This window comes from Nocardioides bruguierae, assembly GCF_023554635.1.
Taxonomy (GTDB): Bacteria; Actinomycetota; Actinomycetes; order Propionibacteriales; family Nocardioidaceae; genus Nocardioides; species Nocardioides bruguierae.
Map to the genome: position 1 here is coordinate 1 of NZ_JAMJPH010000008.1, position 12,789 is coordinate 12,789.

Consider the following 12,789-nt stretch of genomic DNA (forward strand, 5'->3'; position numbering starts at 1 on the left):
GCCAGGACCGATGCTCAGGAACCAGCTCCCAGAAAGCTCTCTCGACGCTCCGCCGTACCCGCGGCCGGCCTCCGACACCCATACACCCCTCCAGGGCTAGGTGTTGCGACCACCGCATGAACCCAAGCCGTGATCGGCCTGCAGAACGTCACGGACTATCCGGGAGGTGCCTCAGAGCTCGACCGACTCTCCGTCGGCGAGCGCGGGGACCTCCAGGCCGGTGATCCGCTGGAGGAACGAGGTGAACCCGCCCTTGCCCTGCTCGCTGAGCAGCAGGTCGTGCAGCTGGATGGCCCTGGTCGGCCGGAGGCCGAGCACGAAGTCGGCGGCCTCGCCGGTCTTCGACCACGGCCCCGAGGACGGCACGAGCGCGAGCTCGACGGACCCGACGATCTCCTCGGGCACGAGGTAGCTGTCACCGGGGTGGTAGACGCCGGCGGTGAAGAACGCGACGTTCTCGGGCGTGGGCACGGTCGCGTGGATCTCGGCGTGCTCCTTGCCGAACGCGAGCACGGTGAAGCCGGCGGCCTCGATCGTGTCCCCGTGCCCGACGGGGCGGGTGCCCTCCAGGCTCGGCACGACGGACGCCGGCACGTAGACCGGCAGGTCGGGCCGGCGGCCGAGCTCGGCGGTGACCGCGTCGGCGTCGAGGTGGTCGGGGTGGTCGTGGGTGACCAGCACGGCGTCGGCCTGCGCGAGCAGCTCGGCGGCGTTGGCGGTGAACGAGCCCGGGTCGATCAGCAGGGTGCCGCCGTCCTCGCCGTGCAGCGTGACGGTGGCGTGGGTGTGCTTGACCAGGCGCATCGGGGGATCTCCTCGGGGCAGAAGTTGCAAGGTGCAACCAAAGCCTAGGCCGGGCGCCCCGGGTGGGTTCGCCCGGCCGGGGGAGGAGTGGTGGGGATCAGGCCTGGACGGGGATGTCCAGCGAGGCCAGGAGTCCCTCGATGCGCGCCTTGATCTCGTCGCGGATGGGGCGCACGGACTCGATGCCCTGCCCGGCCGGGTCGTCGAGCTGCCAGTCCTCGTAGCGCTTGCCCGGGTAGAACTTGCAGGCGTCCCCGCAGCCCATGGTGATGACGACGTCGGAGGCCTCGACGGCCTCGTCGGTGAGCACCTTGGGGGAGTTGTGCGCGATGTCGATGCCCTGCTCGGCCATGGCCTCGACGGCGACCGGGTTGATCTGGTCCTTCGGCGCGGACCCGGCCGAGAGCACCTCGACCCGGTCCCCGGCCAGGTGCTGTAGCCAGCCGGCGGCCATCTGCGAGCGGCCGGCGTTGTGCACGCAGACGAACAGGACGGTGGGCCGGGGCGTGCTGGAGGCGGTGGTCATGCGATCTCCTCGGAGGACGGTGCGGACGATGCTGCGGAGGGGTGGGCGGACGCGGCGGGGTCAGGCAGGTCCGCCGCGGACAGGGTCGGGTAGAGCAGCCTGACCAGGGCGAACGCGAGGGCACCCCCGAGGAGCTGGCACCCGATGAAGGGGAGTACCGCGACCGGCGCGATGCCCGCGAAGGTGTCGGAGATGCTGCGGGCGACGGTGACCGCCGGGTTGGCGAAGCTGGTCGAGGACGTGAACCAGTAGGCGGCGGTGATGTAGCCGCCGACGGCGAACGCCACCACGTGACCCCGCCCCGACCGGACCGTGCCGAAGACGATCAGCACCAGGCCGATCGTGGCCACGACCTCGGCCAGCCAGTGGGCACCGGAGGAGCGGTCGTTGGTCGAGATGGTCACCGCGGGCAGCTCGAACATGAGGTTGGCGACGACGCTGCCCAGCAGGCCGCCGACCACCTGGCAGGCGATCAGCACGCCCGCGACGGACGGCCGCACCAGGCCCAGCGCCAGCTCCACCAGGGTCACCACCGGGTTGAAGGAGGCCGAGACCGGCTGGAGCGCCAGGATCAGCGCCACCAGCACCGCGCCCGTGGCGATCGTGTTCTCGAGCAGCTGGAGGCCGGCGTCCTCGCTCAGGGTCTGGGCGAAGATGCCCGAGCCCACGACGGTCGCGACGAGGAAGGCGGTGCCGACCAGCTCGGCGACACCCTTGCGCAGCAGGTCCATCAGTCGCACCCCGGCGTCCGCTCGGGGGCGCCCACACCGGCCGGCGCCGCCAGCAGCGCCGCCACCGACCCGAGGGTCTCGGCACGCACCCGGTAGTACGCCCAGGTGCCCCGCTTCTCGCGGTCCAGGACGCCGGCGGTGTGCAGCACCTTGAGGTGGTGGCTGATCGTCGGCTGGCTCAGCTCGAACGCCTCCTGCAGGTCGCACACGCACGCCTCGCCGCCCTCGTGGGCGGCGACGAGGGAGACGATCCGCAGACGGACCGGGTCGGCCAGCGCTTTGAGCAGCGGGACGACGGCCTCGGCCGCGTCCGCGTCCAGGGGCTGCGCCGTCAGCGGGGCGCAGCAGGCGGCCGCCTCGGCGGGCGGGGTGGAGATAGACACGGGTGAATATTCACCTCGGTCGATGTCCGGTGTCCAACCGCGGGGTGGCCACCGGGTGAACGCTGGCCGGCCCCGTCCGGCCCGGGCGGCTCAGTCCTGCTTCTCGGCCTCGGTGCCGGCGCCGGTGCCCCCGTCGCGCTGCGCGAGCCCCGCGAGCATCCGGTTGTAGGCCTCGAGGTCGGCGTCCCCGTCGGCGTCGGCCCGCCGGTCGGCGCGCCTGGCGGCGCGCTGGTCGGAGGTGAACCACTGCGCGACGAGCACGATCAGCACGAGGACCATCGGGATCTCCCCGGTGCCCCACGTGATGGCGCCGCCGAGGCGCTGGTCGTCGGCCAGGTCCACGTAGGAGAGGTCGAGGATCGAGTAGTAGTCGGCCCCGATGATCCGCTCGGAGCTCATCAGCGCCACGGCGAAGAACGCGTGGAACGACATCGAGCCCAGCAGCAGCCCCAGCCGGGCCAGGTGGCCGAGGCGGTGGGCCAGCGGCGCGGAGCCGATGAGGACCTCGAAGAAGAGGTAGCCGGCCAGCAGGAAGTGCAGCTCCATGGCGGCGTGGCCGACGTGGGTCTCCATCAGCCAGTCGAACAGGCCGGAGAGGTAGATGACGTAGAGGCTGCCGACGAAGTTCACCGCGGCCACCACGGGGTGGGTGAAGAAGGCGACGTAGGGCAGCCGCAGGAAGTCCGAGAGCATCTGCCGCGGTCCGCGACCGCCCGGCACGTCGGCGCCGGGCAGGGCCCGCAGCGCCAGGACGATCGGGTTGCCGAGCACCAGCATGATCGGGGCGATCATCGAGATGAGCATGTGCGCCCCCATGTGGGCGCTGAACATGACGGTGCCGTAGACGCCGACGCCGCCCATCGTCGCGTAGGCGACCACGGCGAGGCCGGCGAACCAGAGCACCGCCCGCCACCACGGCCAGGAGTCGCCGCGGCGACGCAGCGTCACCAGGCCGACGACGTAGCTCGCCCCGCCGAGCCCGACGACGGCCATGCCGATGCCGGAGGGCTGCACGAGGGTGAGCAGGTGCTCGACGGTCACGGCGGGCGGGATGGGCCCGCCCAGCAGCGACTCCGCGGCCGAGCTGTACGGCTCGCCGACGGGTGGGGGCGTGCGGCTCAGCGCCACGCCGAGGCCCACGGCGGCGGCCATGAGGGACAGCTCGATGCCGGTGAGCGTGACCAGCGGACGCCAGGCGGGTGACGTGGCGGCGCCCTCGCCCTCGGCCGCGGCGGCGGCGACGCGGGTGTGCACGAGCGCCCGGGCGCGGGCGGCGACGACGCCGAGCAGCACCAGCAGCAGCACCTTCACCAGGGCCGCGCGGCCGTAGTCGCTGGTGAACCAGCCCGAGAACGTCGCGATGCGCACGGCGGCGTTGACGACGCCGGTCACGGCGACGACGAAGAAGCACCACGCGGCCAGCGAGGAGAACCGGCGAGCCGCGACCGCGCGGGGGCGCGGCCGGTCGGCCAGGTACCACCACAGCGCGACGACGCCGCCGGTCCACAGCCCGACCGCACCGACGTGGACCACGAGGCTGACGATCGCCGTGTCGTGGCTGCCGGACGCGCTGGAGTGGCCGGTGAACGCCGGCGGCAGCAGCGCGACCAGCGCGATGACGAGCACCCACACGGAGGCGTGGACGCTGAAGACGAAGCGGGCCGCCACGGCGACCACGAGCGCGAGGCCGGCCTGCACGAGGAGGGCCTGCCCCTGGTCCACCTCGAGCGCGAAGCCCTGCACGGCACGCCAGCTGAACCCGGAGACCGGGATGGCGAACTGGTCCGACCAGGTCAGCACGAGCTCGACCAGGGCGAGCACGGCCCACACCGGTGCCAGGCGGCGCACGGTGAGCACCGCCCGCACCGAGCGGCCGGTCAGCTCCGTGCTGGGGGAGGGCAGCGCCAGCAGCGGCACGAGCAGCGAGCCGACGACAACGAGCCCGACGAGCATGGCGGCGTAGGTGACGATCGGCAGGCCCCAGCCGGTCAGCGGCCCGGGGTCGGGCAGGCCCTCGGGCGCGGGGACGGGGGCGCCGCCGGCCAGCTCCAGCGTCAGCCACAGGACCAGTAGCCCGGCGATGACCAGGGCGCCGGCCACCGGCCCGCGGGGCCGGGACACGACGGCGGCCGCGCCGGGCTGCTCGGTGGCGGGCTGCTCGGTGGTGGGCTGCTCGGTGGCGGGCTGCTCGGTGGCCCCGGCGTCGGGCTCCGTGGAGGTCACGACGAGGACCGCCGCGACAGCAGCAGGAGGCCGCCGGCCAGCAGCACCAGCACCACGGGCACGCCGACGGTCAGCGCGTTGCGCGACAGCCAGGAGCCGTCGTCCTCGGTGCTCGGGGTGCTCTCGGTGGCGCCGTCCGTGGTGGCCTCGGCGCTGGTGGCCGGGGCCGACGGGGAGGCGGACGCGGAGGCCGAGGCCGAGGTAGACGCGGAGGCGGAGGCCGACGGGGACGCGGTCTCCCCGGCGGCGACGGTGAAGCTGATCTGCCCGGAGACCGGGTGCCCGTCGGCGGAGACGACGCGGTAGGCCATCGTGTAGGCGCCGGCCGGGCCGTCGAGCAGCGCCTGGGTCACCAGGTTGTCGCTGACCACGGGGTCGCCGTCGGCCACCTCGCTGCCGTCGGGGGCGGTCACGACCACGTAGGCCGGGTCGGACATCTCCTCGGAGAACTCGAACGTCACCGACGTCGGCAGCGCGTCGAGCGACGCACCGTCCTCGGGGTCGGTGCCGATGAGCGAGGCGTGCGCGGAGGCGGGGGCCGCCCCCACCGTCAGCAGCAGCGCGGCCAGCAGGGAGACGAGCAGGGAGACGAGCAGCCCCGCCGCGCCCGTGCGGGCGAGGCCGGCGCGGGCGGGGTGGGACAGGTGGTGCGCGGGTGTCACAGAAGAGTGCTCCAGTAGCTCCAGAAGGCCTCGCCGATCGCCGCGATGAAGACCAGGTACCAGACCAGGACGATCACCAGGCGGTAGGACCAGAGGCCGTGGACGAGGCGGCTGCCCGAGGACATCCGGGCGGCCGACAGGGTCGACCACACGAAGAGGGGGATGGTGACCGTCCACACGACCATGCAGTACGGGCACAGGGCCTTGATGTCGTAGAGGCTCTGCCAGGCGAGCCAGTGGATGAACACCAGGCCGGCGGTGCAGCCCAGGGCGAGGCCCCAGTGGATCCACACCGGCAGGCGGACGCCGGAGGCGAGGACGACGCCGACGGTCACGACCACGGAGAAGCCGAGGATGCCCAGGAACGGGTTCGGGAACCCGAACAGGGCGGCCTGGTCGGTGGACATGACCGACCCGCAGGAGAGCACCGGGTTGAAGTTGCACGACGGCACGTAGTTCGGGTCGAGCAGCGTCTCGACCTTCTCCACGGCGAGGGTGAACGCCGCCAGGAGGCCCAGGGCCCCCAGCACGGTCACGAGGACGCCGCCGGCCCGGGTGGGTCGCAGGGCGGCCTCGAGGGCCTCCTCGTCGTACTCGACCGCCTCGTCCTGGGGCTCGTCGATGGCGTCGTGCGCGGTGGTGGACACGGGGGTCTCCTGGGGTGCGGGCGGGCTCACGTGGCGAGCAGGTGCTGGGCCACGGCCTCCCCGTCGGCGGCGCCCGGGGGGACGGCGTAGACGGCCGAGCCGATCGTCGTGATCCACTCGTTGAGGCGGTCCAGCTCGGCCAGGCGCTGCTGCACGGGGACGAACTGCTTCACCGGATCTGCAGCGTAGGCGATGAACACCAGCCCGGCGTCCTCGCCGCTGGGTCGTGACACGTCCGGGACCGTGTAGTTGTACGGACGACGCAGGAACTTCTCCTCCGGCGTCCGGGCGGTCGCCCGCGCGATGTGGCTGGCGGGGTCGATGACCTTGAACCCGAGCTCGTCGGTGGCCGAGAAGTCGGCCGCGTCGTGCTCCTTCGTGCCGGTCAGCGGGGCGCCGGTGTCGAGCCGGCGTCCCACCGTGTTCTCCCGGCCCGCGCGGTCGACCTTGTCCCAGGACTCCATCCGCGCCCGGATGCGGCGCACGATCATCACGCTGCCGCCCTCGAAGCCGCTCTCCTCCGACCAGATCAGCCGGGAGAAGTCGTCGTCGGTCTCGGCGGGGTTCACGGTGCCGTCGACCTGGCCCATGACGTTGCGCACCGTCGTGCCCTCGGCCTCGGCCTCGGTGCCGACGGCGCGGCGGTAGCCCTCCTGCATCCACCGCACGTCGGCGAAGGCGCGGGAGTCCTTGAGCAGCATCCGGCGGCAGTGGGCCAGCGTCAGCGGGTCGTCGCAGCAGATCTGCACCGCCACGTCCGTCTGTCCCCAGGCGTCCTCGAGCCGGTCGGTGGAGAACGCGGGCAGCTCCTCCAGCGTCATCGAGGTGCCGGAGAAGTGCTCGCGCACCACCCGCGGCCCGAACCCGAAGGTCACCGACAGGCTCGCGGGCCGCTCGGCCAGCTCGGGCTCGTTGTCGGCCAGCGCGGCCACGCCGCGCGAGAGGCGGGAGGCGTCGTCGGAGAGCAGCCGCATCATCCGGCCCAGCGCCTCGCGGTCGACGGCGTCGTGCAGGTCGAGGCCGAGCAGGGTCAGGTAGGCCTGCGGGGGCGTGGCCACGCCGGCCTGGTGGGCGCCGTGGAAGGCCACGGTGCGCATCCCGACCTCCGGCCGGCTGCCGGCGGCGCTGCCGTCGGTGGTGGCGGCGCCGGTCGCGGTGGTGGACGCGGCGGGGCCGGTCGCGCCGGTGGCGGCACTCGCCGCCACCCAGCCGACACCGGTGCCGCCGAGGGCGGCGGCACCGGTGCGCAACAGCTGGCGCCGACCGAACCCGCGCGCCCGGCGGGGCTCGTCGGCCCCGTCCGGGACGTGCTCGGGGGTGTGGTCGGCGCTCATCAGGAGTCGCTGCCCTCGCTCATGTCCGTGCCGGACATGTCGGAGTCCTCGTCCATCCCGTCGGAGTACTCCTCGTCGGCGCCGGTGTACTCCTTCACGACGGCGTCCACGTCGAGCGTGGAGTCGTCCTCGAAGGTGAGGGTCACGGTGACGGTGTCGCCGGGCAGCAGGTCGTCGGAGACGCCCATCAGCATCACGTGGTCGCCACCGGGGGCGAGCTCGTGGCTGCCGCCGGCGGCGAGGTCGAAGCCGCCGTCCTTCTCCTGCATCTGCATGGAGCCGTCGTCGGTCTCGACGGTCTCGTGCAGCTGGACCATCGAGGCGGCCTCGGTGGTCGCGGAGACGAGCACGGCGTCGGCGTCCCCGTCGTTGGCCAGGGTGCCGAACATGGCGGTCATGTCGCCGGCGTCGACGGCCTTGACCCACGGGTCGGTCACGGTGACGGTTGCGGCCTCGGTGCTGCTGCTCGTGGTGCTGCTGGCGGAGGTGTCGCCCTCGGCGTCCGTGGCGGCGTCGTCGGAGCCACAGGCGGTCAGGCCCACGCCGGCGGTGAGGGCGAGGGCGGTCAGGGGTGCGAGCGCGCGCAGGCGCGCGGTGGTGCTGGGCATGGGTGGTCCTCGTGGGGTGTCGTCCTGGCGGCGCACGCAGGTGCGCCGGTGGTGGGAACCGCAGGACCGTGGGCGCGCCGGAGGGCCCCCGGGGAGGGGGTGGGTGACACGCGGTGGCCTGCTCAGGCGACGGAGGGCGGTCCGCGCAGGACCGGCACCGACCGAGCCCACCCGGAGACCGGCGCGGGCACCACGAGCGCCGCGGACCACGTCCGCGAGCAGGGGGTCAGGACGGCGGCCACCGCCGCGGCCCGACGCAGCAGCGCCACCGGCAGCACGAGCCGCCGTCCGGTGAGCGCGAGCACGGTGAACAGGGCCTTCTCGCCGACGGCGAGCCACAGCCCGACCGCCACGGCGGCCAGCGTGTGCGCCAGCATCATCGGCGCGTGCGCGGTCATGTCGGCGACCAGGTGGGCGACGGGCAGCGCGGGCGCGACGTGCGCGACGTCCGCCGTGCCGGACCAGGCCTCGGCCAGGGTGCCGACCCGGTGCCCGTCGACGGTCGGCAGGGCCGGCCCGCCGGGCACGGCGACCGGGCCGTGGGTGGCCGCGGTCGTGGCGGCGTCCCCGGCGTGGCCGGCGGTGAGCGTGAGCGCCAGGTGGACGCCGGTCTGCCCCAGCACCGTCAGCACCACGATGCGCAGCGCGGACGCCGGCCGGGCCAGCGCGGGCGCCACGAGCACGATCGTGGCCACGAGCAGCCCGAGCATGGCGCCGGGCCCGGGGAGGAGTCCTGCCGCGCTGGTGTGGCCCACCGTGCCGAGGAGCAGCACCAGCGAGCCGAGCAACGCCGCCCGCGACCACAGCGCCCCGGGGCCGACCTGGCCCTCGCGGCGGGTGCGCGGGGTGCTGCTGCTCACGACAGAGGAGTCTCGCACGGCCGCGCGGGGCGGTCCGAGTCGGCAGGACCTGCGACCCGGGCGCGCGGGCGCCGCGGTCAGGGCGTTGTTCCGGCCCCCGACCGCGGCGTCCTCGATCACCCCTGCGGGTGGAGGAACCACCCGGATGTGGTGACTCGCTCGAGGACACCTTCACCGTGCCCCGCCGGCTGCGGGTTGATCTCACCCGGCCGGGTGCGGTCCGTACCGGTCGGGTGCCGGTCCCACGGCCGGTCCCACGTTCGGTCCGGGCGCTGGTTCGGCGGGCGATCCACAGGTCCCACCCAGTTCTCGCGTCGATGCACGCGAGGTGGGTGAGTGTGAGAGCATGGCGGTAGTCGCAGCGAGGCTCCCACCCCGGGAGCCGCCGACCCGAGGTGCCGGCAGGCGCCGGGACCCTGGGCCGCACACCTCGCCGACCACCTCTCCTCGGCCCTGTCGTCGTCTCCACGACGACCGGTCCGTCGGACCCGTACCCGGGCGCGACGCCCGGGGCCGGTGGTCGACCCGGTGCCCGGCGCACCGTCGGCGAGCGCTGCGCGAGAAGCCTGCCTGCCGCGTCCGAGGAGTGGGACCTCGGGCGCAGGTGCCGACCGGTCGAGCCCTGAGGGCTCGGCGAAGGAGGAGCCAGTGGCTCGACGAGCCCCACGACGCTCGCAGAACGGACGCTCGCAGCGCCGTGTGCGCGACCTGGACAACGAGGGGATCATCCCCGTCCTCGCCCGCGCCGTGCGCGAGGTCGAGAACGCCGCCCAGCGCGGCCCCGTCTCCGGGTCCGGCCGCACGAAGTTCCAGGTGGTGGCCCTGCTGGTCCGCGAGGAGCGGGCCCGGCTGAAGGCCGACACCGAGAGCACGGAGTCGCAGCGGGCCGAGCAGCTCAAGCGGCTCGACGGCATCGCGACGATCCTGGCCAAGACCGGCACCCGCGACACCTCGCTGCTCCAGCTGCTCGCCGAGGACGCCGAGATCGGTGCCGACGCCCGCGCGCTGCGCCGGGAGATGATGGAGCGTGCCGGCCTCGAGGTGCCGGACGAGCCGGCCCCGGCCCGCCGCAGCGGTCCCGACGGCCTGGAGGGCACCGAGCACCGCCGCGTCACGCCGGCCTCGGTCGTCTCCCGCCGCCTCTCGAACCCGTTCCTCAAGCCGGACTTCACCGGCGTCCCGCTCCAGGCCCGCCCCCGCCGCCTCGCCGGCTGGGAGCTGCTGGGCCCGCTGTTCCGCAGCTTCGAGTACGGCGGCGCGTCCGCCTGCATGCCGCTGCCCGAGCCCGACTCGCTGCGCGCGCCCGGCACCGCCACGCTGATGAAGCACCAGGCGCAGGTCATCGAGGCCGCCGCGTCCGGCCACCGCACCTTCCTGCTCGCCGACGAGCCCGGCCTCGGCAAGACGGCCCAGGCGCTGCTCGCCGCGCAGGCCGCCGACGCCTACCCGCTGCTCGTGGTCGTGCCCAACGTCGTGAAGACGAACTGGGCCCGCGAGGCCGAGCGCTGGACGCCGGGCCACCCCGTCACCGTGGTGCACGGCGACGGCGACGACATCAACGGCTTCGCCGACATCGTCGTGGTCAACTACGAGATCCTCGACCGGCACGTCGGCTGGCTAGGCGAGCTCGGGTTCCAGGGGATGGTCGTCGACGAGGCGCACTTCATCAAGAACAAGACCTCCCAGCGCAGCCAGCACGTCCTGCACCTCTCCGAGAAGATCCGCGCCCGCGGTGGCCGCCCGCTGCTGATGGCGCTGACCGGCACCCCGCTGATCAACGACATCGAGGACTTCCGGGCGATCTGGCAGTTCCTGGGCTGGATCGACGACGTCGCGCCGCTCGGCCCGCTGGCCGAGTGCCTCGACGAGCTGGGCCTCAACCCCGCCGACGGTCCGCAGTTCTACGGCGCCGCCCGCACCTGCGTGGTGAACCAGGGCATCGTCCGGCGCCGCAAGGTCGACGTCGCCGCCGACATCCCCGCCCGCCGCGTCGCGGACCTCCCCGTCGAGCTGGACGACGCGCTCGGCCGCTCCATCAAGGCCGCCGAGGCCGACCTGGCCAAGCGGATGGTCAGCCGCTACCACACGGCGCTGGAGACCCGGATCTCCGGCCGCACCGTCGAGGGCATCGACCACGAGCTGGTCCGCCGCGTCGCCGGCTGGGAGCTGGAGGACTCCTCCGGCAGCACCGACGGCGAGAACGTCTTCTCGATGGTCCGGCGCATCGGCCAGGCCAAGGCCGGCCTCGCGGCCGACTACGCCGCCCAGCTGGCCCGCAACGTCGGCAAGGTCGTCTTCTTCGCCAAGCACGTGGACGTCATGGACACCGCCGAGCGGCTCTTCCACGAGCGCGGCATCCAGTACTCCTCCATCCGCGGCGACCAGACCCCCGGCGTGCGGCAGAAGAACATCGACGCCTTCGTCGAGGACCCGGACGTCGAGATCGCCGTCTGCTCGCTCATGGCCGCCGGTGTCGGCCTGAACCTCCAGGTCGCGTCCAACCTGGTGCTCGCCGAGCTCTCCTGGACCGACGCCGAGCAGACCCAGGCCATCGACCGCATCCACCGGATCGGCCAGGACGAGCCCGTCACCGCGTGGCGCGTCATCGCCGCCCACACGATCGACACCCGCATCGCCGAGCTCATCGACTCCAAGGCCGGCCTGGCCGCCGTGGCGCTCGACGGCTCCGACGAGGAGGTCGGCTCCTCCGGCGACGTCCAGCTCGAGGCGCTGGTCTCCCTGCTCACCTCCGCCCTGGAGGCCGAGGAGAAGGCGCAGGTCGGACGCCGGCGCAAGCGCTCCGTCATCGCCCGCTGACCCCGCCGGCCGCCACCCGCCCCTCACCGGACGGCTGGCGGCCGCGGCACGTGCCTTGTCGGCGACGGCCGGGGCGCGGGAGCCTCCGCTCGTCGGCAGCCCGGCCGACGGCGAGCGAGGGGGGTCCGGTGTCGCTGAGAGGTCTCGTCCTGCCACCGCAGCAGCGCCGGACGCTGGAGGAGATGACCACCGAGCTCGACCTGCGGGTGGGGGACCGGCGCAGCCGGCTCACCGCCTACTGGACGATGCTGACCCTCTCCGGCACGATCGCCGCCGCCGGTGTCCTGTCCGACTCCACCGCGACCGTCATCGGCGCGATGATCATCGCCCCGCTCTCGACCCCGATCATGGGCACGGCGCTGGCCCTGACCAAGCGGCAGCGGGGCGGCACCGCGGTCTTCGTCCTCGGGGGCGTCGTGGTCGTCGTGCTGATCGGCTGGCTGGCGGCGCTCACCGTGCCCGACGGCTACGACCTGCTCGCCAACGCGCAGGTGGCCGGTCGCACCTCGCCCAGCCTGCTCGACATGGTGGCCGCGATCGCCACCGGCCTGGCCGGGGCGATCGCCCTGGCCCGCAAGGACCTGGCCGCCGTCCTCCCGGGGGTCGCCATCGCGATCTCGCTCGTGCCCCCGCTCGCCGTCGTCGGGATCTGCCTCGGGCTGGGTCGGTCCGACCTCGCCTGGGGCGCCGGCCTCCTGTTCGTCTCCAACGTGCTGGCGCTCGTGCTCGCCGGGACCCTGGTCTTCGCCGTGCTCGGCTACGCCGTGCCCGCTCCCGGGCACGGCCGCACCCGTGCCCGCACCTACGTGCTGCTCACCACCCTCGTCCTGCTGGTGAGCCTGCCGCTGGCGCTCAACACCACGGTCGCGTGGTTCGTCGACACCTGGACGCGCGACGTGGAGCGTGCCGCCACCGCGTGGGTCGCGGACGTCGACGGGGCCACGGTGACGGGCGTGGAGCTGCACGGGTTCACCGCGGTCGTCTCGGTGACGGCACCGGGAGACCTGCCGCCGCACCAGGACCTGCTGGACCTGCTGGACGTGCCGGAGTCGATGGGCATCCGCCTCGAGGTGGTCACCGGCCACGAGGTCGAGGTGCGCGAGGTGCTCTCGAGCTTCGAGTAGCCCCGCCGGTGCTCCCGCCGCGAACGGGGCAGCGAGGGTGCGGCTACGAGGGTGCGGCTACGAGGGTGCA

General features: G+C 73.8%; 12 protein-coding genes. 2 read left to right on the forward strand and 10 right to left on the reverse strand.

Annotated elements, in window-relative coordinates:
* Nucleotides 1-171: 171 nt before the first annotated feature.
* From M8316_RS06160 to M8316_RS06205, 10 genes are all read right to left on the reverse strand, one after another.
* Complete coding sequence (locus M8316_RS06160) at nucleotides 172-804, reverse strand: MBL fold metallo-hydrolase (RefSeq protein ID WP_250052963.1); 633 nt, start codon at nucleotides 802-804, stop codon at nucleotides 172-174.
* Between the two features lie 97 nt (nucleotides 805-901).
* Nucleotides 902-1,330: an arsenate reductase ArsC gene (locus M8316_RS06165; protein ID WP_250052965.1), complete on the reverse strand. Its 429-nt coding sequence runs from the start codon at nucleotides 1,328-1,330 to the stop codon at nucleotides 902-904.
* Nucleotides 1,327-2,061 (reverse strand): aquaporin, encoded by a 735-nt coding sequence (locus M8316_RS06170; RefSeq protein ID WP_250052966.1) that lies wholly within the window; start codon nucleotides 2,059-2,061, stop codon nucleotides 1,327-1,329. Before M8316_RS06170 ends, M8316_RS06165 begins: the two co-directional genes overlap by 4 nt.
* Nucleotides 2,061-2,444, reverse strand: a complete 384-nt coding sequence (locus tag M8316_RS06175) for an ArsR/SmtB family transcription factor (RefSeq protein WP_250052967.1) — start codon at nucleotides 2,442-2,444, stop codon at nucleotides 2,061-2,063. The genes M8316_RS06170 and M8316_RS06175 overlap by 1 nt, the downstream gene beginning before the upstream one ends.
* 90 nt (nucleotides 2,445-2,534) lie before the next feature.
* Nucleotides 2,535-4,667, reverse strand: coding sequence for a bifunctional copper resistance protein CopD/cytochrome c oxidase assembly protein (locus M8316_RS06180; RefSeq protein ID WP_250052968.1), 2,133 nt, complete (start codon nucleotides 4,665-4,667; stop codon nucleotides 2,535-2,537).
* On the reverse strand, nucleotides 4,664-5,329 hold the full coding sequence (locus tag M8316_RS06185) for a copper resistance CopC family protein (protein ID WP_250052969.1): 666 nt from the start codon (nucleotides 5,327-5,329) through the stop codon (nucleotides 4,664-4,666). Before M8316_RS06185 ends, M8316_RS06180 begins: the two co-directional genes overlap by 4 nt.
* On the reverse strand, nucleotides 5,326-5,976 hold the full coding sequence (locus tag M8316_RS06190) for a vitamin K epoxide reductase family protein (protein WP_250052970.1): 651 nt from the start codon (nucleotides 5,974-5,976) through the stop codon (nucleotides 5,326-5,328). Before M8316_RS06190 ends, M8316_RS06185 begins: the two co-directional genes overlap by 4 nt.
* A 26-nt stretch (nucleotides 5,977-6,002) precedes the next feature.
* Nucleotides 6,003-7,310 carry a Dyp-type peroxidase gene (locus M8316_RS06195; RefSeq protein WP_250052972.1) on the reverse strand — a complete coding sequence of 436 codons (1,308 nt, stop codon included), beginning with the start codon at nucleotides 7,308-7,310 and terminating at the stop codon, nucleotides 6,003-6,005.
* Nucleotides 7,310-7,918 (reverse strand): copper chaperone PCu(A)C, encoded by a 609-nt coding sequence (locus M8316_RS06200; RefSeq protein WP_250052974.1) that lies wholly within the window; start codon nucleotides 7,916-7,918, stop codon nucleotides 7,310-7,312. The genes M8316_RS06195 and M8316_RS06200 overlap by 1 nt, the downstream gene beginning before the upstream one ends.
* A 122-nt stretch (nucleotides 7,919-8,040) precedes the next feature.
* The gene (locus tag M8316_RS06205) at nucleotides 8,041-8,778 is read right to left on the reverse strand and encodes a hypothetical protein (protein WP_250052976.1); all 738 of its coding nucleotides are present in this window, start codon (nucleotides 8,776-8,778) and stop codon (nucleotides 8,041-8,043) included.
* Between the two features lie 648 nt (nucleotides 8,779-9,426).
* On the opposite strand from M8316_RS06205, the gene M8316_RS06210 reads away from it, so the two are divergent.
* Both M8316_RS06210 and M8316_RS06215 read left to right on the forward strand, forming a co-directional pair.
* A complete protein-coding gene (locus M8316_RS06210; protein ID WP_250052978.1) occupies nucleotides 9,427-11,595 on the forward strand; it encodes a DEAD/DEAH box helicase in 2,169 nt (722 codons plus the stop codon).
* A gap of 128 nt (nucleotides 11,596-11,723) precedes the next feature.
* Nucleotides 11,724-12,719: a DUF389 domain-containing protein gene (locus M8316_RS06215; protein WP_250052979.1), complete on the forward strand. Its 996-nt coding sequence runs from the start codon at nucleotides 11,724-11,726 to the stop codon at nucleotides 12,717-12,719.
* Nucleotides 12,720-12,789 lie beyond the last annotated feature (70 nt).

Bases quoted from the DNA above. Each gene is read 5' to 3' on its own strand.
- M8316_RS06160 (WP_250052963.1), bottom strand. From the start codon at position 804: ATGCGCCTGGTCAAGCACACCCACGCCACCGTCACGCTGCACGGCGAG.
- M8316_RS06165 (WP_250052965.1), bottom strand. From the start codon at position 1,330: ATGACCACCGCCTCCAGCACGCCCCGGCCCACCGTCCTGTTCGTCTGC.
- M8316_RS06170 (WP_250052966.1), bottom strand. From the start codon at position 2,061: ATGGACCTGCTGCGCAAGGGTGTCGCCGAGCTGGTCGGCACCGCCTTC.
- M8316_RS06195 (WP_250052972.1), bottom strand. From the start codon at position 7,310: ATGAGCGCCGACCACACCCCCGAGCACGTCCCGGACGGGGCCGACGAG.
- M8316_RS06200 (WP_250052974.1), bottom strand. From the start codon at position 7,918: ATGCCCAGCACCACCGCGCGCCTGCGCGCGCTCGCACCCCTGACCGCC.